This window comes from Microbispora sitophila (genome assembly GCF_014892245.1).
In the GTDB taxonomy this organism is placed as follows: domain Bacteria; phylum Actinomycetota; class Actinomycetes; order Streptosporangiales; family Streptosporangiaceae; genus Microbispora; species Microbispora siamensis.
In genome coordinates this window covers 1-18,897 of the sequence record NZ_JADBGC010000008.1, presented here as the reverse complement: position 1 = coordinate 18,897, position 18,897 = coordinate 1, and the positions used below count along the sequence as shown (strand labels likewise).

General features: G+C 71.0%; 22 protein-coding genes. 11 read left to right on the top strand and 11 right to left on the bottom strand.

Annotation, left to right across the window (positions count from 1 at the left end; genetic code table 11):
• The first annotated feature begins 107 nt into the window (after positions 1-107).
• The gene (locus IL992_RS16005) at positions 108-269 is read left to right on the top strand and encodes a hypothetical protein (RefSeq protein WP_167538777.1); all 162 of its coding nucleotides are present in this window, start codon (positions 108-110) and stop codon (positions 267-269) included.
• A 105-nt stretch (positions 270-374) separates the two neighbouring features.
• Here the strand turns inward: IL992_RS16005 and IL992_RS16000 are convergent, their stop codons facing one another.
• Positions 375-656, bottom strand: a complete 282-nt coding sequence (locus tag IL992_RS16000; protein WP_079314359.1) for a metal-sensitive transcriptional regulator — start codon at positions 654-656, stop codon at positions 375-377.
• Between the two features lie 114 nt (positions 657-770).
• Here IL992_RS16000 and IL992_RS15995 point away from each other — a divergent pair, with 114 nt between their 5' ends.
• Together IL992_RS15995 and IL992_RS15990 are read left to right on the top strand one after the other, a co-directional pair.
• Positions 771-1,814: a PP2C family protein-serine/threonine phosphatase gene (locus IL992_RS15995; RefSeq protein ID WP_226873113.1), complete on the top strand. Its 1,044-nt coding sequence runs from the start codon at positions 771-773 to the stop codon at positions 1,812-1,814.
• 108 nt (positions 1,815-1,922) lie between these two features.
• Entirely contained in the window at positions 1,923-2,306 is a 384-nt protein-coding gene (locus tag IL992_RS15990) for an STAS domain-containing protein (RefSeq protein WP_193204153.1), read from the top strand.
• 16 nt (positions 2,307-2,322) lie between these two features.
• Here IL992_RS15990 and IL992_RS15985 read toward each other — a convergent pair whose 3' ends face one another.
• From IL992_RS15985 to IL992_RS15955, 7 genes are all read right to left on the bottom strand, one after another.
• The gene (locus IL992_RS15985) at positions 2,323-2,859 is read right to left on the bottom strand and encodes a hypothetical protein (protein ID WP_226873112.1); all 537 of its coding nucleotides are present in this window, start codon (positions 2,857-2,859) and stop codon (positions 2,323-2,325) included.
• A 104-nt stretch (positions 2,860-2,963) separates the two neighbouring features.
• Positions 2,964-4,043: a glycosyltransferase gene (locus IL992_RS15980; RefSeq protein WP_193204152.1), complete on the bottom strand. Its 1,080-nt coding sequence runs from the start codon at positions 4,041-4,043 to the stop codon at positions 2,964-2,966.
• Entirely contained in the window at positions 4,040-4,864 is an 825-nt protein-coding gene (locus tag IL992_RS15975) for a hypothetical protein (protein WP_193204151.1), read from the bottom strand. The genes IL992_RS15980 and IL992_RS15975 overlap by 4 nt, the downstream gene beginning before the upstream one ends.
• Positions 4,865-5,023: 159 nt before the next feature.
• On the bottom strand, positions 5,024-7,126 hold the full coding sequence (locus tag IL992_RS15970) for a (Fe-S)-binding protein (RefSeq protein ID WP_193204150.1): 2,103 nt from the start codon (positions 7,124-7,126) through the stop codon (positions 5,024-5,026).
• Between the two features lie 224 nt (positions 7,127-7,350).
• Positions 7,351-7,968, bottom strand: a complete 618-nt coding sequence (locus IL992_RS15965; protein ID WP_319018584.1) for a TetR/AcrR family transcriptional regulator — start codon at positions 7,966-7,968, stop codon at positions 7,351-7,353.
• An 18-nt stretch (positions 7,969-7,986) separates the two neighbouring features.
• A complete protein-coding gene (locus IL992_RS15960; RefSeq protein ID WP_193204149.1) occupies positions 7,987-8,757 on the bottom strand; it encodes a class I SAM-dependent methyltransferase in 771 nt (256 codons plus the stop codon).
• Complete coding sequence (locus IL992_RS15955) at positions 8,754-9,569, bottom strand: sugar phosphate isomerase/epimerase family protein (RefSeq protein ID WP_193204148.1); 816 nt, start codon at positions 9,567-9,569, stop codon at positions 8,754-8,756. Before IL992_RS15955 ends, IL992_RS15960 begins: the two co-directional genes overlap by 4 nt.
• 163 nt (positions 9,570-9,732) lie before the next feature.
• Here IL992_RS15955 and IL992_RS15950 point away from each other — a divergent pair, with 163 nt between their 5' ends.
• From IL992_RS15950 to disA, 7 genes are all read left to right on the top strand, one after another.
• On the top strand, positions 9,733-10,431 hold the full coding sequence (locus tag IL992_RS15950; RefSeq protein ID WP_193204147.1) for a class I SAM-dependent methyltransferase: 699 nt from the start codon (positions 9,733-9,735) through the stop codon (positions 10,429-10,431).
• A gap of 41 nt (positions 10,432-10,472) precedes the next feature.
• Positions 10,473-10,880 (top strand): MerR family transcriptional regulator, encoded by a 408-nt coding sequence (locus tag IL992_RS15945; RefSeq protein WP_319018583.1) that lies wholly within the window; start codon positions 10,473-10,475, stop codon positions 10,878-10,880.
• Positions 10,877-11,191 carry a thioredoxin gene (gene trxA, locus IL992_RS15940; RefSeq protein WP_079314351.1) on the top strand — a complete coding sequence of 105 codons (315 nt, stop codon included), beginning with the start codon at positions 10,877-10,879 and terminating at the stop codon, positions 11,189-11,191. The genes IL992_RS15945 and trxA overlap by 4 nt, the downstream gene beginning before the upstream one ends.
• Positions 11,192-11,262: 71 nt before the next feature.
• On the top strand, positions 11,263-11,661 hold the full coding sequence (locus IL992_RS15935; RefSeq protein ID WP_193204146.1) for an ArsR/SmtB family transcription factor: 399 nt from the start codon (positions 11,263-11,265) through the stop codon (positions 11,659-11,661).
• Positions 11,658-12,296: an SRPBCC family protein gene (locus tag IL992_RS15930; RefSeq protein WP_193204145.1), complete on the top strand. Its 639-nt coding sequence runs from the start codon at positions 11,658-11,660 to the stop codon at positions 12,294-12,296. Before IL992_RS15935 ends, IL992_RS15930 begins: the two co-directional genes overlap by 4 nt.
• A 62-nt stretch (positions 12,297-12,358) precedes the next feature.
• Complete coding sequence (gene radA, locus IL992_RS15925; RefSeq protein ID WP_193204144.1) at positions 12,359-13,795, top strand: DNA repair protein RadA; 1,437 nt, start codon at positions 12,359-12,361, stop codon at positions 13,793-13,795.
• A gap of 194 nt (positions 13,796-13,989) precedes the next feature.
• Positions 13,990-15,078, top strand: a complete 1,089-nt coding sequence (gene disA / locus IL992_RS15920; RefSeq protein ID WP_239108642.1) for a DNA integrity scanning diadenylate cyclase DisA — start codon at positions 13,990-13,992, stop codon at positions 15,076-15,078.
• A 6-nt stretch (positions 15,079-15,084) separates the two neighbouring features.
• Here disA and IL992_RS15915 read toward each other — a convergent pair whose 3' ends face one another.
• Complete coding sequence (locus IL992_RS15915) at positions 15,085-15,786, bottom strand: hypothetical protein (RefSeq protein WP_193204143.1); 702 nt, start codon at positions 15,784-15,786, stop codon at positions 15,085-15,087.
• A 289-nt stretch (positions 15,787-16,075) separates the two neighbouring features.
• Here IL992_RS15915 and IL992_RS15910 point away from each other — a divergent pair, with 289 nt between their 5' ends.
• Positions 16,076-16,942, top strand: coding sequence for an A/G-specific adenine glycosylase (locus IL992_RS15910; RefSeq protein WP_319018582.1), 867 nt, complete (start codon positions 16,076-16,078; stop codon positions 16,940-16,942).
• 18 nt (positions 16,943-16,960) lie between these two features.
• Here IL992_RS15910 and IL992_RS15905 read toward each other — a convergent pair whose 3' ends face one another.
• Both IL992_RS15905 and IL992_RS15900 read right to left on the bottom strand, forming a co-directional pair.
• A complete protein-coding gene (locus tag IL992_RS15905; protein WP_193204141.1) occupies positions 16,961-17,896 on the bottom strand; it encodes a TIM barrel protein in 936 nt (311 codons plus the stop codon).
• A gap of 373 nt (positions 17,897-18,269) precedes the next feature.
• On the bottom strand, positions 18,270-18,897 hold a 628-nt coding region (locus tag IL992_RS15900), incomplete at its 5' end, for an AAA family ATPase (protein ID WP_193204140.1).

The following is an 18,897-nucleotide window of genomic DNA, read 5'->3' as shown; positions in this document are numbered from 1 at the left end:
GAGGGACGAGGGGTGCGGGTCGGAATGGTCACGATGGGCCATGTCGCGGCAGGGTACCCGGACGTAACCTCGTGATGGGTGTGGGCTGCGGAAGGAAGGACGACGCGGTGGGGCACGACGACCTGGACTCTCGGGTCCACGACCGTGTCGCGTTGGACGAAATCGCGCTCTACGCCGAGGTGCTGGAGGCCGTGAACATCACGGAGAACCGACTGACCTTGGAAGAGCTCGACAACGCGCTCGGATTGCGGACTTCGGCGAGCCGCTGAAGGCACTGAGAGCACGGACCGTCCCGGGCATATGGTGGGCCCGGGACGGTTGCTCACCCGGGGTGATCCGTCCGGCCGCCCGGGCGGGCGATCGTCAACAGAGCATCACGACCTGACGAGCCGGGCGATGGCCGCCGAGGCCTCCTTCACCTTCTCGCCGGCCTCCGGGCCTCCGCTCTTGACCGCGTCGGCGACGCAGTGGGCGATGTGGTCCTCCAGCAGGCCGAGCGCCACCGCCTGGAGGGCGCGGGTGGCCGCCGAGACCTGAGTGAGGATGTCGATGCAGTAGGCCTCCTCGTCCACCATCCGCTGCAGCCCGCGGATCTGTCCCTCGATCCGGCGCAGGCGGGTGAGGTAGGCCTGCTTGTCCCCGCTGTACCCGTGCATCCTTCAACGATACCCGTAACCGGTATCCAGCGTCGCCGTTCCGATACGGCGGGTAGGGCGGGCGGTGCCGGGAATGCATCCATGAACCGGCTCGTAGCGACGCGGGAGTCGCGGATGGGAACCCAGGCTGTCCTCCGTACGCTGCCGTTCGCCGCCATGGCGGCGGTGGTGGTGCTCGACCTGCTCGCCGGGCCCGCCCTGGGCCTGCTGCCGTTGCTGACGCTCGGGCCCGCGTTCGCCGCGGTGACGGGCGGCACGCGCCACACGGCGCTGGCCGGGCTGGTCGCGCTCCTCCTGTCCGTGCCGCTGGCCTACCACGACCACCTGCTCGGCGGCCCGCTGATCACGATCACGCTGGTCGCGATCGTCGGGGTCACCGCGGCCGCCGTACTCGCGTGCCGGCTCCGCGCCGAGGGAGAGCGCACGCTGGCGAATGTCCGCCTCGTCGCCGAGGCGGTCCAGCGCGTGCTGCTGCGCCCGGTGCCCCGCCACACGGGCGATCTGCGCATCGCCCTGTCCTACACGTCCGCCACTGTGGAGGCCCGCATCGGCGGGGACCTGTACGACATCACCAGGGGACCCGGCGGCGTCCGGCTGATCGTCGGCGACGTGCAGGGCAAGGGCCTGGAGGCCGTGGAGACGGCGGCCTCGGTGGTCGGCGCCTTCCGGGAGGCCGCCTACGACGAGCCGACGCTCGCCGCCGTCGGCCAGTGCCTGGAGGACCACCTCGCGCGGCGGCTCGGCGGGGAGAAGTTCGTCACCGCCGTGCTCGCGGAGGTGGGCGAGAACGAGATCTGCCTGCTCAACTACGGCCACCCGCCGCCCCTGCTGCTCACGTGCGACGGCCGTGTCCAGCGGCTCGAACCGCGCGAGGAGGCGCCGCCGCTCGGCCTGGTCGCGCTCTCCCCCACCGGCCCCGAGCCGTACGGATGCGCGTTCCGCGAGGGCGACCAGATCCTCTTCTACACCGACGGCGTGATCGAGGCACGCGACCGGGGCGGAGCCTTCTATCCCCTGGAGGACCGGCTGCCCCGCCTGCTCCGGGCCGGCGATCCGCAGGCCGCCCTCGACCTGCTGGAACGCGACCTGGTCGCGCACGTCGGCGGACCCGTCCCGGACGACGTCGCCATGCTGCTCGTCCGCAGGGAACGATCCTGACGGTCCGGCCCGGGCATCATTTGCCATGTGCAATCATTGACGGACAGCTCCGGCGGGTCGTGAGGCGACGGCCGGGCGGCAGGGCCAGGTGAGCAGGGGCGAGCGCGAGTGGAACAGGGAAGGCACGGACAGCCCGACACCTTCTCCATGCTCACCGTCCTGGACGAGGACGTCGTCGTCATCCGGATGTTCGGCGACCTGGACCTGGCCTCCGCCTCCTCGCTGCGCGCCTGCCTGGCCGAGGCGGTCGGGCTGCGTACGCCGCCCCGGATCGTGGTCGACGCCGAGGGACTCAAGTTCTGCGACTCGACCGGGCTGAGCGTCCTCATGGGGGCCCTCGCCGCCGTCAGCGCGGCCGGCGGGCGCCTGGCGCTCAGCGGCGCCCACGGGCGCTTCGCCCGGATGCTCAGGATCACCGGCCTCGACACGGAACTGCCGATCCACGACTCCGTCTCCGCCGCCGCCGCGCACCTCGGCGAGCCCGGCGACTGAGTCAGCCCACCGCCGTCTAGTTGAAGCAGTCCTGGTTGTCGAGGGTCAGGGCCAGCTCGTACACCTTGCCGTGGCGCAGCAGGAAGTAGTAGGAAGCCTTGGGGTTGCCAGGGACCTTGGTGATGGGGAAACCGCTGGCCGCCGTCCTGAGGCGAGGGTAAACCTCCTTCAGCTGCTTCAGGGTGGAGCCGATCCCGGCGCCCTCCGGAGTCCTGACCCCCTTGAACCCGAAGATCGCGGCCACGCCGAGTTTTTTCGAGATGAACAGGCCGACCCTGTCCTTCGGGGTCGGGTGCGCCTTCAGATCCCAGCCCGAGCAGCCCTCGCCGCCGAGCTTCTTGACGATCTTGCCGGTCTTCTGGGCCTGCTTGGCGCTCATCCCCAGCTTCACGTCGCCGTAGCCGTACGGCCCCAGCCGCGTGGCCGCACTCGCCGCCGTGCTGCCCGCCGCGCTCTCCGCCGCGCTCGCGGACGTGGCACCGCCCAGCGCGACGCCAACGGCGAGAGCCGTCGCCGCCACCGAGCGTCCCAGACGCACAGCCGTGTTCGTCATGCCGTTTCCCTCCCGATTTCCACGATCATCATCGTTTCTACGGGACCCCAGCATCACGACAGGCCCTTGTGATCGGGTTGTGACCCGCTGGCGGACCTGACGGGTCAGGGGCGGGAGCGCAGGCCGTACATGAGCTCCTCCCAGCGGACCGCGACGGCCGGCGCGGCGTGGACGGACGCGGTCTCCAGCGCCCCGGCCGCCAGCTTCATGCGGCGGCGTTCGTCGTCGACGAGGGTGAGCAGCGCGCAGGCGAGCGACTCGGCGTCGCCGCCCTCCCCCTCCTGGACCAGCACGCTGTCGCGGCCCGGGCGGAGAAACTCGGCGGGCCCGCGGGATCCGGCGAAACCCACGACCGGCACCCCGCAGCTCAGCGCCTCGATGACGGTCATGCCCAGCAGCTCGTGCCGCGACGGCACCGCGACGATGGACGCCTTGGCGAACTCGCCGGGCAGGTCGGGGGTGGTGCCCATGAAGTACACGTGGTTGTGCAGGTCGAGGTCGCGGACGAGGGCGCGCAGCCGCCGCTCCTCCGGGCCTCCGCCGTACAACCGCAGCCGCCAGTCGGGCCGCTTGTCGGCGACGATCGCGAAGGCGCGCACGAGCTGGTCGTACGACTTGCCGGGCACCAGCCGGCCCCCGGCGCTGACGATGCGGTTGTCCATGCGGGAGCGCGGCCAGGGCGCCTCGGGCAGGGCGTCGGGGATGACGTGGACCGACAGGTCGTCGTCGAGCAGCCGCACCCACTCGTCCCGCCGGCCGTCCGTGCTCGCCACCACGGCGTCGAGACGGGGATAGAACCGGCGCACCGGGCCGGGCACCGACGGTTTGCCCCACTCCCGCGCGATGCGGACGACGTCTCGCGGGGCATACCTGGCGGCCTGCACGCTCAGCGTCGGCCGGGTGGTGACCAGGACGTCGGAGCGCAGACCGCGCAGCATCCGCCAGAGCGCCACCTCGGTGCGCACCTGTCCCCGGGGCAGCAGGTGATGGACACCTGGCCGGGCATCCACGAGCCAGCGCAGCGTCACCCGGCGGTCGACCGGGAAGAACGGCGTCTCCCTGGTGCGCCGGACGCTCACGACCTCCACCTCGTGCCGTGAGGCCAGCCCTCCCGCGAGGTTCAGCATCGCCCGCACGTCTCCGCGCATGCCGTACGCCGAGGGGAGCAGGAACGCGATCCTCACGCTCCCACCTCCAGCAGCAACTCGTCGCCCGGAGTGAAGCTGGGCCGGATCGGCACGCCGTCCACGAGCGCACGGGGATAGTGGACACGGCGGCGTTTGCCCTCGACGTCGTCGAGCCTGGCGCCCAAGGGCAGTTCGCGGTCGACGCCGTCCACCTCCAGGTAGGGCTCCCAGGAGCCCTGCGAGTCGGGGGTGGCGGCCAGCACGTCGCACAGCGAGAGCGCGGCGTGGAACCGGACCCCCTGGACGGTGGCGGCGACCCGCACCGTCGCGGCCGGATCGCTGCGGCCCGTACCACTGTGGCCCGGATCATTGTGACGCAACGCGAGCGTGGCGTGGCGGTGCTGATCGTCGTCGTCCAGGCCGGTGTAGGCCAGCAGCCCGGTCACCTCGAAGCGCCCCTCGCGGAACCACACCGCGCGGACGTCGGCGACCGGCTCCGCCGGATCTATCTTCAGGGCCAGGAATCCGTTGCGGGTGCGGTAGGCCCGGTAGGCCAAGGTCCGCCGGCCCAGCGCGTACGCGTCGAGGCGGTCGAGCGAGAACCCGGGATCGGCGCTCTGGATGCGGGCGCGGACGCCGTCCTGTTCGAGGTAGGCGTCCCAGCGGCCCGGACCGAGGTCGAGAGGCGCGAGGGAGACCGCGACGCTGGCGTCCTTCGCCCGCTCGCCGGAGGCGCCGAGCGTCACCCGCCGTTCCTCACCCGCGCCGCGTTTCCGCAGGACCAGGCGGGCGCCGTCCGCCAGCGGCTCGGCGATGGCCAGACGCAGGGAGAGGACGTCCGCCAGGGTGACCTCCGCGTCGATGACGACCACACCCACCGTCCAGCCCCCTCCCCGTCGATTGAGCCAACGTTGAGGTTACCGTGATTTTCCTGTTATGTGGAGAAAGCGTTTGTCACTCTTCTGTGAAACACGGTTCATTCCATCGCCTTGACCGGTGATTTCCACAAAAAGTTCACGATCGCGGCAAAGATTGCTTTACCCCAGCTTGATGGATTTGATGAGGAGCTGGGCGACGTCCACGACCTCGAGCGACTCCTTGGCCTGACCGGCGTTCTTCTTCTCGTTGATCGCGTCACCGAGCATCACGAGGCAGAACGGGCAGGCGGTGGAGACGGTGTCGGGATCGGTGGTCAGCGCCTCGTCCACGCGCTCGGTGTTGATGCGCTTTCCGATGCGCTCCTCCATCCACATGCGCGCGCCGCCGGCGCCGCAGCAGAATCCGCGTTCCTTGCAGCGGTGCATCTCCTGGGCCTGGACGCCCGGCACCTTGGCCATGATGTCGCGCGGCTGGGCGTACACCTTGTTGTGCCGGCCGAGGAAGCACGGGTCGTGGTAGGTGATCTTCTCCTCGATCGGGGTGATCGGGGTGAGCCTGCCCTCCTCGACCAGGTGCGCCAGCAGCTGGGTGTGGTGCACGACCTCGTAGGTGCCGCCGAGCTGCGGATACTCGTTGGCGAGGGTGTTGAAGCAGTGCGGGCAGGTGGCCACGATCTTCTTGACCCCGGCCTCGTTGAGGGTCTCGATGTTCTGCTGGGCGAGCATGTTGAACAGGAACTCCATGCCCAGGCGGCGGGCCGGGTCACCGGTGCAGGCCTCCATCGGGCCGAGCACGCCGAACTTGACCCCGGCGATGTGCAGCAGTTCCGCGACGGCCTTGGTGGTCTTCTTGGCCCGGTCCTCCAGCGCGCCGGCGCAGCCGACCCAGAACAGGTACTCGACGTCCTCGGGCATCGTTGAGTCGATGATCGGGACTTCGAAATCGAGTTCCTCGATCCACTCGGCGCGCTTCATCTCGGACATGCCCCACGGGTTGCCCTTGTTCTCCAGGTTCTTGAGCATCACGCCCGCCTCGGACGGGAACGACGACTCGATCATCACCTGGTAGCGGCGCATGTCGAGGATGTGGTCGATGTGCTCGATGTCGACCGGGCACTGCTCGACGCAGGCGCCGCAGTTCGTGCACGACCACAACACGTCGGGGTGGATGACCCCGTCTTCGCCGACGAGCGGCTTGTCGAGCAGGGCCAGCACGTCCTCGGAGAAGCCCTCCTTCTCCTTCTCCCCGGCCAGCAGGTACGGCGCGACCGCGAAGGCGTGGTCACGCTGGTCGAGGATGAGCATCTTGGGCGACAGCGGCTTGTCGGTGTTCCACGCCGGGCACTGCGACTGGCAGCGGCCGCACTCGGTGCAGGTGTAGAAGTCGAGGAAGCCCTTCCAGGTCGTGTCCTGGATCTTGCCGCGGCCGAACACGTCGACCTCGGGGTCGGCCTCCTCGAAGTCGAGCACCGTGCCGTTGCTGCGCATCGGCTGGGCCGGGCCCAGGCCGTCGGGCCGGCGGGAGAACAGCACGTTCAGCGGCGCGGTGAAGATGTGCAGGTGCTTGCTGTTCACCACGATGACCAGGAACACCAGCATGAGGCCGATGTGCAGCAGGAGGGCGATCTGCTCCAGCAGCTCGCTGTGCGGCAGGATCTTGCCGATGGCCAGGCTGGCGAAGGCGCCCGAGTCATAGGGGAAGTTGCCGTTGGCGGCCGCGGCGCCACGGGCGAGGAACAGCGTCCAGATGATGTTGAAGATCATGAACAGGACCAGCCAGGCCCCGCCCAGGTGGGAACCGGAGAAACGGGAGCCGCGCCCCAGCTTCTTCGGCGAGTTCTTGATCCGGATGGCGGTGAACGCGACCAGCCCGGCCAGACAGGCGAGCGCGATGAAGTCCTGCAGGAAGCCCAGCACCGGCCAGGTCCCGATCAGCGGGATGTGGAAGTCCGAGTGCCCGGTGATCGCACCCTGGATGATCGCGCCGTACGCCTCGATGTAGACGGTCAGCAGGATGAAGAACGCCCACATGACGAAGAAGTGGGCGGTGCCGGACGGGGTCCACTTCAGCAGCTTGCGCTGGCCGAAGACCTCGACCAACTGGGCCTTGATCTCAGCGCCGGCGTGCTCCTTGGCGTACTCGATCCGCTCCGGGGCCGGCTGGCCGCTCGTGGCGAGCCGGTAGAGGAACAGCACGCGACGGCCCGCCAGCGCGACCGCCACAGCGGTCGCGACGAGGCCCACAATCGCTACCCAGAGCACGAGTCCCTCCCATATCGAACGTCGGCGGCCAGCGTAGGGGCGCGGCGCCCTCGCGCGGGCGGTTGAGTCCCGCCCTGTGGATAACGCCTACACTTCCCGAATGGTACCGGTGAGTAACTTATCCTGGTCACGCTCGGCGAGTGGCACTTGTCACTGCGTTTCCCGCCGACGGCACGATACTAGAACAAAGCTCTACAAGAGGGTATGAGAGGGGCGCTCGTAATCTATCCGGCCAGGTAGCGCTGCACGGTGGGGCCCACCAGCGCGACGATCTCCTCGACGTCGGCGGAGGCCAGCGGTTCGAATCTGAGGATGTACCGCGTCATCACCACGCCGAACAACTGCGCGAAGGCGGCCTCCATCCGCAGCGGCGGAACGTCCAGCGCCTCGGCCACCCGGCCGAGTACGGCCGTCGTGAAGAACTCCCTGATCATGCCGACGGCCTGCTCGTTCACCATCGCCGTCCGCACCAGCCCCAGAAGCGGCTCCCTGGCCGCCGGGTCCGCCGTCATCGTGAGGATGAAGCGGACGAGGCGCTCGCCGACCTCCTCACGCGGCCCGGACAGGATGAGCGGAAGCACCGTCGAGGGGTCCATCGGCAGCCGCATGGCCGCGACGAACATCCCCTCCTTGCTGTCGAAGTAGTGGTGCACGAGAGCCGGATCGACACCGGCCTCCCTGGCGATGCCGCGGATCGTCGCCTTGTCGAACCCCTTCTCCGCGAAGACCCTGCGCGCCGCGGCCAGGATCTCGCCGCGGGTGTCCGCCGCGCCCGGACGACGGCCGGGCCGCCGCCCCGGTCGCCGCCTGCCGCCCGAGACCTCCGGCACCTCCGTCGTCACGTCGCTCCCCGCTCCAGCTCAGCCCCTGCGGCCCACCGCAAGATACACGCGCATGGGAACGGTCAGCCGCCCGTCGGGAAAGACCCGGCCGAGCTCGGCGCGCTCCCTGGCCAGCAGCTCCGTCACCACGTCGCCCTCCATCCTCGCCATGTACGAGTGGGAGCGCAGGTCGGTCAGGAAGTCCTCCAGCCGCACCGACCTGGTCCAGTCGACCCAGGTCTCGGCCACGGCGAGGCCCGCGTCGGACATGGCCGCGGCGATCGCCGGCATGCTCCATCCGGGCAGCACGGGCCCGATATAGCCGGGGCACGACTCGGCCAGCCGCACCTGGTTGGCCGCCAGCCAGTCGGCCTTGCCGGGGTCCACCGTGTTCCACCAGCCCGCGACCGCGCCGCCGTTCCCGATCACGCGTACGGCCTCGGCCACCGACAGCGCCGGGTCGAGCCAGTGCCACGACTGGGCGTACGTCACCAGGTCGGCCGCGCCCGCGCGGAAGGGCAGGTCGTTCCCGTCGGCCAGCAGGGCCGGGCAGGACGTCCGGGAGCGCAGGCGGGCCAGCATCCGCTCGCCGCGGTCCACGGCGACGACCCGGGCGCCGCGGTCGAGCAGGCCCCGGGTCGAGATGCCCGTGCCCGCTCCGACGTCGATCACGGTCGCCCCGGCGAGCCGGACCCCCGACAGGGTCTCCAGCGCGAGGTAGAGGGCCTCCGGGTAGTGCGGCCTCGCCGCGTCGTACTCCTGGGAGACGCGGTCGAAGACCCGGTGGCTGTCCGCGAGCCGCTCGTTCATGAGGCCGTGGACGAGGCGGCGTAGTGGAGCCTGGCGAAGGCGAGCGCCTCGGTCAGGTCCTCGATCCGCTCGGTGCGGCTGGTGGCCTTGCGCGTGTTGATCTCCAGGACGATCAGGCCCCGGTAGCCGTTGCCGGCCAGGCGCTCCAGGATCGGCGCGCAGGGCTGCGAGCCCCGGCCGGGCACCAGGTGCTCGTCCTTGTTGGTGGTGCCCACCCCGTCCGCCAGGTGCAGGTGGGCCAGCCGCTCGCCCAGCTTGGTCGCCATCTCCATCGCGTCGGACCCGGACACCGCCGTATGGGACAGGTCGAGCGTCACGTCGGGGAAGTCGTAGTCGATGGGGTTCCAGTCCGGCGCGTACGGCACGACCTCGTTGCCCCTGGCCCGCAGCGGGAACATGTTCTCCACGGCGAAGACGACGTCGGTCTCCTCGCGCATCCGGGCCAGGCCCTTCTCGAACTCCCTGGCGTAGTCGCGCTGCCAGCGGAAGGGCGGGTGGACGACGACGGTCTGCGCGCCCAGCCGCTCGGCCGCCTCGCGGGCCCTGCGCAGCTTCAGCCACGGATCGCGGCCCCACACCCGCTGGGTCACCAGCAGGCAGGGCGCGTGCACGGCCAGGATCGGGATCTGGTAGTGGTCGCGCAGCCGTTGGAGGACCTCGACGTCCTGACTGACCGGGTCCTGTCCCACCATGATCTCTACGCCGTCGTACCCGAGCCGGGCGGCCAGTTCGAAGGCGTCCGGCGTACGCTCCGGGTACACCGACGCCGTCGACAGCGCCACCTTGCCGCTGGGCACGCGGATGTCACTCATGAGGCCAGCCTCCCCTGGCGGCCCACGGGCACGTTCCAGTCCCGTGGCCGTGGCCGTCCGTTCGCTCCCTGCGCCCGTTCACGGATCCAGCCTAAGCCGCACCCGCGCCGTACGCCGCTTCGCCACAATCAACTACCCAAGGTCGCGAACTAATGTGGGGCGCATGGCACGGATCGTGAGCGGGGCCGTACCCAGTCCGAACATCTGGAACACTCCCCAGATCTACGAGCTGGAGAACCTCGCGGTGGGACCCGCGGGCGCGGCCGAGGCGGCGATGCGGGCCGTACGGCCCTGGGACGGCGCGACCGTGGTCGAGATCGGCTGCGGCAGCGGCTTCCACCTGCCCGCGCTCGCCGCGTCCGCCGGGCGGGTCGTGGGCGTCGAGCCGCACGGCGGCCTGGCCGCCCAGGCCGCCGCCCGCTGCGCGTCGCTGCCCAACGTCAGGGTGCGTACGGGCGCCGCGCAGGCGCTGCCCCTCCCCGACGCCTCGGCCGACGTGGCGATCGCGCGCTGGGCGTACTTCTTCGGGCCCGGCTGCGAGCCGGGCCTGCGCGAACTGGGACGGGTGCTGCGGCGGGGCGGCGTGGCCTTCGTGGTGGACGTGGACGCCTCACGCGGGGCGTTCGGCCGCTGGTTCCGCCGATCGCTGCCGTCGTACTCCCCCGAGGCCGTGGAGCGCTTCTGGTCGCGGCAGGGCTGGCGGCGCGCGGAGCTGGACCTGCGGATGACGTTCCATTCCAGGGCCGACCTGGAGGCGGTGCTGCGCATCGAGTTCACGCCCGAGGTGGCCGGCGAGGCGCTGCGGGAGGTCGAGGGCCTGGAGATTCCCTACCCGAACGTCCTGAGATGGCGGGAATTCTGAGTCCGGGCTTGACCTTGTCACCGGCGTCAACCTTTACCGTCGTGACCAGGACAGCCGAGGAGGGGCCGATGCGGATCGGCGAGCTGGCCCGGCGCGCGGGAGTGAGCACCCGGGCGCTGCGCTACTACGAGCAGCGGGGGCTCATCCGGTCGCGCCGCTCGGCGAACGGATATCGCGAGTACGACGAGTCGGACGTCCGGATCGTCAGCGAGATCCGCGAGCTGATGGCGGTCGGCTTCACGCTGGAGGACGCCCGCCCGTTCGTGGACTGCCTCCGCTCCGGGCACCCGTCCGGGGGCTCCTGCCCCGAGTCGGTCGCCGTCTACCGGCGCAAGCTCGCCGACATCGACCGGCAGATCCGCGACCTGCTGGCCCGCCGCTCGGAGGTGGCCGCCCAGTTCGCCGAGGCCTGCCCCGGCTGTCTCCTGACACGACGAGGAGAGTCATGATCACGCTGACCGCGGAGAACTTCGACGAGCAGGTGCTGCGCAGCGGCAAGCCCGTGCTGGTGGACTTCTGGACCGACTGGTGCCCGCCGTGCAAGATGATCGCCCCGATCCTGGAGGAGATCGCCGCCGAGTACGGCGACCGCCTCACCGTGGCCAAGATCAACGCCGACGACCATCCCGAGATCGCCCAGCGCTACAACGTCCTGGGCTTCCCCACGCTGAACCTCTACCGGGACGGCGAGATCGTCCAGCAGATCAGAGGTGCCAAGCCCAAGCGCCTGCTGCTCGCCGACCTCGCGGGCCACTTCTAGTCACGCCTGTTCACCGAGGGTCGCTTATATAAGCGTTGACTTTTATAAGCGGCCCTCGGCATAGTGGGCGCGTGCACGCATTCGACGCGCTGGGGGATCCGGTGCGACGCCGGATCCTGGAGCTGCTCTCCCAAGGCGAGCAGACGTCGGGCGCGCTCACCTCGGTCATCCGCGCCGAGTTCGGGATCTCACAGCCGGCCATCTCCCAGCACCTGCGAGTGCTCCGCGAGTCCGGGCTGGCGTCCGTACGGGCCGAGGGCACGCGGCGGCTGTACGCCGTGGAACCCGCGCCTCTGCGGGAGGTCGACGCCTGGCTGGCGCGCTTCCGCGGCTTCTGGGAGCAGCGGCTCGACGCGCTCGACACCGAACTGGCGCGGGGCAGACGGGAGCGGCGGCTCGGACGGCGGCACAGCGGCGGCGATGCCCACGCAGCCCACGACGGACGGACCGACGAGGAAGAGCGGCCATGAGCGACTTCATCGACCAGATCAACCAAGTTCACCGCGCGGTCGGCGCGCGCGACCTGCCGGAAGGCGAGGCCCGCACGGTGCTGCTGCGGCGCGCCTACGACGCCGGCATCGAGGACGTGTGGGACGCCTGCACCGACCCCGAACGGATCAGCCGCTGGTTCCTTCCGGTGAGCGGCGAACTGAAGCTCGGCGGGCATTACCAGCTCCAGGGCAACGCGGGCGGGGAGATCCTGCGGTGCGAGCCGCCTCGGCTGCTGCGGGTGAGCTGGCTGTTCGGCGAGAACCCCGGCTTCAGCGAGGTCGAGGTGCGGCTGAGCGCGCAGGGCGACGGACGCACCGTGTTCGAACTGGAGCACGTCGCCGTGGTGCCGCCGGAGTTCTGGGACCAGTTCGGGCCGGGGGCCACGGGCGTCGGCTGGGACCTGGCGGTGCTCGGGCTCGGGCTGCACCTGCGCGGCGAGATGATCGACGATCCCTCGGCGTGGGAGCGGTCGGAGGAGGCACGGGAGCTCATGAGGCTCAGCAGCGACCTGTGGGGCGACGCATACCGGGCCTCCGGCGCACCGGACGACGTGGTGACCACCGCGGTCGCCGGCACCACCGCCTTCTACGTGCCGGAGAAGCCCGAAGACTAGTTCTCCGCCCTGCCGCCGCTTTCCGGAAGGGATTGTCGGCGGCGGCCGGTAACCTCCCGCACGTGAGCAAGGCAGCGAAACCGGCGTACCGGTGCGGCGAGTGCGGCTGGACCACGGTCAAGTGGGTCGGCAGGTGCGGGGAGTGCCAGGCGTGGGGCACGGTCGAGGAAGCCGGGGCCCGGCAGGGCGTCCACGTGGTCAAGCCGGGCGCGGTCTCCGCCCCCGCCGTCCCGATCGGCCAGGTGAAGGCCGAGCTCGTCAGCTCGCGGACGACCGGAGTCCCCGAACTCGACCGCGTGCTCGGCGGCGGCCTCGTCCCCGGCGCGGTCGTGCTTCTGGCGGGAGAGCCGGGCATCGGGAAGTCGACCCTGCTGCTGGAGGCCGCCGCCCGCACCGCGCGGGGCGAGACCGTCCTCTACGTGACCGGGGAGGAGTCGGCCGCCCAGGTACGTATGCGGGCCGACCGCATCGGCGCGATCGAGGACAGGCTCTACCTGGCCGCGGAGACCGACCTGTCGGCCCTGGTGGCGCACGTCGAGAAGGTGCAGCCGAGCCTGCTCATCGTCGACTCGGTCCAGACGATCGGCTCGGCCGACGCGACCGGAGTGCCCGGCGGTGTGACCCAGGTCAGAGAGGTCGCCGGCAACCTGGTCCGCCTCGCCAAGGAGCGGGCCATGTCCACGGTGCTCGTCGGCCACGTGACCAAGGACGGCACGATCGCCGGCCCCCGGGTGCTGGAACACCTGGTGGACGTCGTGCTCCACTTCGAGGGCGACCGCAACTCGCGGCTGCGGCTGGTGCGCGCGGTGAAGAACCGGTTCGGCCCCATCGACGAGGTGGGCTGCTTCGACCTGCACGAGCGCGGCATCACCGGGATCACCGACCCCAGCGGGCTGTTCGTCTCCCGCCATCCCGAGCCGGTGCCGGGCACCTGCGTCACCGTGACCATCGAGGGCACCCGGCCGATCCCGGCCGAGTTGCAGGCCCTCGTCGGCCCGACCGAGGCTCCCCAGCCCCGCCGCACGTCCTCCGGCCTCGACTCCTACCGGGTGGCGATGGTGCTCGCCGTCATGGAGCGGCGGCTCAACGCCAAGATCGGCAAGTGCGACGTCTTCACGGCCACCGTGGGCGGGATCCGCCTGACCGACCCCGCCGTGGACCTCGCGCTGATGCTGTCGGTCGTCAGCGCGGCCGGCGACCAGGCCCTGCCCACCGGGCTCGTCGCGCTGGGCGAGGTGGGCCTGGCCGGCGAACTGCGGCCCGTGCGGGAGGTGCGGCGGCGGCTGGCCGAGGCGGCACGGCTCGGCTTCACCAGGGCGCTGGTGCCCGCGGGCTCCCTGGAGGAGGAGGGCCCACGCCTGGAGGCGTCGGCGAGCCGCGGCCGCCTCGTGGCGCTGCGCTCGCCGGCCGGCCGTACGACGCCGTTCGCGCCCGGCTTCGAGGTCACGGAGGTGGAGAACGTCTGGGACGCGCTCAACCTCATGAGATCGGCCAGGTGATCCCTCGTCACACCGGTGAGCACGGCGTCACGCCGGTAAACTCTGTTGCCTGCCCGTCGGCCGTGGCCTCGCCCCCGCGCCCCCGAGGGGCTTCACAGGGCGTCCGCGGAGCGCCTCGCGGATCTCGCCGCGACAAGGGATCGGTAGGAAGACGGTCTGACGGATAACGACCGGGCGAGCCCACTGGGGTGCATGTGCTGGACAACGACAAGGCGATCGACGACCGCAGAAGGGCCGTGCTCGCCGCGCTCGCCCCGGGGACGGCGCTGCGTGACGGGCTGGAGCGCATCCTGCGCGGCCACACCGGCGGCCTGATCGTCCTCGGGTACGACCGCACGGTCGAGGACATCTGCACCGGGGGGTTCACGCTCGACGTGGAGTTCTCCGCGACCCGCCTGCGCGAGCTGGCCAAGATGGACGGCGCGATCGTGCTCGACACCGCCCACCTCAGGATCGTGCGGGCCGCCGTGCACCTCGTGCCCGACCCGGCCATCCCCACCGACGAGTCCGGCACCCGGCACCGCACGGCGCAGCGGGTGGCCAGGCAGACCTCGCTCCCGGTCATCGCGATCAGCAAGTCGATGCGGATCATCGCGCTCTACCTCGACGGCATCCGCTACGTGCTGGAGGAGTCGGCCGCGATCCTGTCCAAGGCCAACCAGGCCCTGGCGACGCTCGAACGCTACAAGAAGCGGCTCGACGAGGTTTCCGGCAACCTGTCGGCCCTGGAGATCGAGGATCTCGTCACGGTCCGCGACGTGGCCGTCGTCGTCCAGCGCCTGGAGATGGTCCGCCGAATCGCCCGCGAGATCGAGGGATACGTCGTCGAGCTCGGCACCGACGGGCGGCTGCTGTCCCTCCAGCTCGACGAGCTGTTCGCGGGCGTGGAGACCGACCGCGTGCAGATCATCCGCGACTACGCGCCCGGCACGCTCGGCGCACGGCCGTACGGGGACGCCGACGCCATGCGGGAGCTGGACGAGCTGTCCTCCGGCGACCTGCTCGACCTGTCGAAGGTGGCCCAGATCCTCGGTCACCACGGTGGCGACGCGCTCGACACGCCGGTCAGCCCACGCGGCTTCCGGCTGCTCACCAAGGTCCCCCGCCTGCCCGGGGCGATCGTCGACCGGCTCGTGAGCCACTTCGGCGGCCTGCAGAAGCTGCTCGCGGCCAGCACCGACGATCTTCAGGCCGTCGGCGGCGTGGGCGAGACCCGGGCGCGCAGCGTCCGCGAGGGGCTGTCCAGACTCGCCGAGTCGTCCATCCTGGAGCGCTACCTGTAGATCTCGTCAGCGCAGGTGGAAGACGATCTTCGGACTCTTCAGCCTGCCCGAGTGCGCGGTCGCGACGTACGTGCCGGCGTCGGCGGGCGACCGCTTGCCGGCGCACGTGCTCCCCGAGCGGTGGCGGTCCCACCGGATCGAGCGGACGTAGGGGATGCCGCGCTCAAGCAACTGCCTGTCCACGCCGTCGCCCGCCACGCAGTCGGCCGTCGACCACACGCGCTCGCCGCCCGACAGCACCCGCATCTCCAGCGTGCGCGGCCCGACGTCCACCGTGCACTCGACCTTGCCCGTGCTCACGACCGTCAGCAGGAAGGTCGGCGTGACCCCCTTGCCGTACACGTCCTGACCGGACTGCAGGGCGAGCACGAGATCCTTCTCGTCGCAGGGGTCGCCGGGGCGCCGCGGCTTGCCGGGCGAGGGCGCGACGCCCGCGGAGGCGGACGGCGACGGCTGCCCCGGAACGGCGCCGGAGGCGGCGGGCGTCTTCGGAGGAGCAAGGCCGGCGGGCAGCGAGACGACCAGCCGGTCGGAGGGCGTCGCCTTGACGGCGGCTGCGGTCTCGTCCGGCCGTCCGGAGGCGCTGCTGCACGCCCATGCCACGACCGCCACCACGACGAGCATCCCCGTGAGCACCGACACCCGGCGGCGCCAGTAGACGTCCGCCCCCTCGACGCCCACGTCACCACGGAAAGTGTCCGGATCCATACGGACAGTATGGAGAGCCCTGGCGGGTCAGAGGAAACGCCTCGCTGAACCTTGTCCTTTCCCAGATCACAGCCTCGCCGGGTCTTTGCGCAATCGAGCGCCGTACGCTCCGCGGCGCGGCGCTCGTGTTTCCCGCTTCGCTCATCGGGGCGCTCTTATCCGGTGGTCGTGCCGGAGGCGCGCAATGAACACTTCCCTCGTCGCTCGGAGTCGCTCGTTCCTCGCTCCCCGCTCGCTCCTCAGTCCAGACACCGGCGCGCCCCTCCGGCTCGCTCGGTACAGTCGGGGCGTGTCCGCCTCCCTGCGTGAGCCCATCCTCGACTGGTACGCCGAGCACAACCGCGACCTGCCCTGGCGGCGCCCCGACGCGACCCCCTGGGGCATCCTGGTGAGCGAGATCATGCTCCAGCAGACGCCCGTGGCCCGGGTGCTGCCTGTCTGGACCGAGTGGATGGAGCGCTGGCCCACCCCTGAGGCGCTCGCGAAGGAGTCCCCCGGCGAGGCCGTACGCCACTGGGGGCGGCTCGGCTACCCGCGCAGGGCGCTGAACCTCCACGCGTGCGCCCGCGCCATCACGGCCGACCATGGCGGCCACGTACCGTCCACCTACGACGAACTGCGTGCCCTGCCGGGGATCGGCGACTACACGGCGGCAGCCGTGGCCAGCTTCGCGTACGGCGGCAGCCACGCGGTGCTCGACACCAACGTGCGGCGGGTGCTGGCCCGGGCGGTGCGCGGCGAGGAGTACCCGCCGAAGGCGCCCACGGCGGCCGAGCGGCGCCTCGCGGAGTCGCTGGTGCCCCCGGTGGGCGCGCCCCGCTGGGCCGTGGCCGTGATGGAGCTGGGCGCGCTGGTGTGCACGGCCAGGGCCCCCCGGTGCGAGCGCTGCCCGGTCACCGCGCAGTGTGCCTGGCGGCTGGCCGGGCGTCCGGCCCACGACGGCCCGGCGCGGCAGGGCCAGACGTACGCGGGGACCGACCGGCAGTGCCGCGGACGCCTGCTCGCCGTGCTCCGCGAGGCGCACGGGCCGGTTCCCAAGGAGGCGCTGGACGCCGTCTGGGCCGACCACGTGCAGCGCGAGCGCGCACTGGACGGCCTCCTGGACGACGGCCTGGCCGAGGTCCTCCCCGACGGCACCTACCAGTTGCCCTCCTGACGCCGCTCGGGGCGCCCGTCAGGCGGCGAGCTTGAGGCCGAGCGCGGTGAGGTGGCGGCGGGTCCAGTCGAGCTCGTCGGCGAGCCTCGCCACCAGGGCGGCGGGGCCCTTCGCCTTGGGGGAGGTCAGGTCGTGGGCCTCCACCTCGACGTGCGCGGTGCCGTTCACCGCCCCGGACAGGATCGCGGTGAGCGTGTCGGCGATCACCGGCTGGGTGCTGGGGATCTCCTGGCTGTGGTTGTGCACGTGGCTGAGCTTGACCACGGGCGCCCCGGCGAGGGCCAGCCCGCGCAGCGCCGCGTCGGGCTCCTCGGCGCCGCAGGACAGGTGACAGGCGTCCAGGCAGACGCCGAGATGATCGGAGTCGATGTCGCAGACCCGCTCAAGGGCCTGCTCGGTGGTCTCCAGCACGCAGCCCGGCCAGGGCTCGAAGCCGACCCTGACCGTCTTGCCGGTGACGCTGTAGAGGCCGCGCAGCTCGCGCGACAGCCGTTCGAGCCGGCGGGAGGCGATGGAGTGCAGGTCGGCGGGCCAGTCGCGGCGCCAGCCGATCGGAATCGTGGAGATGCTGCCCGACTGCACGTCGTCGGGGAGCAGGAACGCGAGGATCTTCGCCAGCGCCATGGTGTAGCGGTAGCGCTCGGGCTTGGCCCAGTCAGGGCCGGGAACCTCCTGGTTGCGCCCGCCGGTGCCGTTCAGGCTGACGCACTCCAGACCGCGCTCCTCCAGCGACCGGCGCAGCCGTACGAGCTCGATGCGATCGGCGATGAGGTGGTCCGCCACGGCGGGCGCGAGCCACAGTCCGATGCCCAGCCGGTCGACCCCCAGCTTCCTGCGCACCGGCACGGCGTAGCGCGTGAGATGGGCGATCAGGTTCTCCAGATCCTCGGCGGGATGTACGCCCGCGTTGTAGGCCAGGTGAACCAGCGTCCCGTCGTCGTGCAACAGGCGCATCAGGTGCCTCCAAGGCTTGTGCACTTCCGGACCGCCATTCGCCCACAGGGCGTGTCCCGACCGCATGGGACTCCGGTCCTCCTACCACCGGGATGTCTCCCGGGCGGACCGAGCTTCCCCCGTACGCCCGGTCCTACGCGTCCGCCCCGCAGCGGATTGTCCGGTACGCCGCAGGGATGACATCCCGTCCGCACGCGCTCATGGCATACCGCGAGCGGACTCTACAAAGTGTAGTACTACGCCCGGTGGCGTGATACCGGTTCTCGCCTTCTCAGCCGGAAGGTGACCGCACCGTGACCGAGGTACGGCGGAAAACGCCGAGGGGCGCTCCTCACGGAGCGCCCCTCGGGTGGAACGGGTTATCGCAGGCGGATCAGCGCTGGACCGCCTCGGCGATGGAGGCCGCCGAGTCCGGGACCTCCGGGCTCTTCGCCTCGCCGGCGAAGGTGAACTTCGCGGCGTCGCCTTCGCCCTCGACGTCGATCTTGACGACCTGGCCGGGCCGCAGCTCGCCGTAGAGGATCTTCTCCGACAGCGTGTCCTCCAGCTCCCGCTGGATCGTGCGCCGCAGCGGACGGGCGCCCATCACCGGGTCGTACCCGCGGTCGGCCAGCAGCTGCTTGGCCGCCGGGGTCAGCTCCAGGCCCATGTCGCGGTCCTTGAGCCGCTCGGCCACCTGGGCGAGCATCAGGTCCACGATCTGGATGATCTCCTTGGGCGTGAGCTGGTGGAAGACCACGATGTCGTCGACGCGGTTGAGGAACTCGGGCCGGAAGTGCTGCTTGAGCTCCTCCTGGACCTTCGCTTTCATCCGGTCGTAGTTCGACTCGGTGTCGTTGGCGCGGGCGAACCCGACCCCGATGCCCTTGGAGATGTCCCGGGTGCCGAGGTTGGTCGTCATGATGATGACGGTGTTCTTGAAGTCCACCACCCGGCCCTGGGCGTCGGTCAGGCGACCGTCCTCCAGGATCTGCAGCAGCGAGTTGAAGATGTCGGGGTGG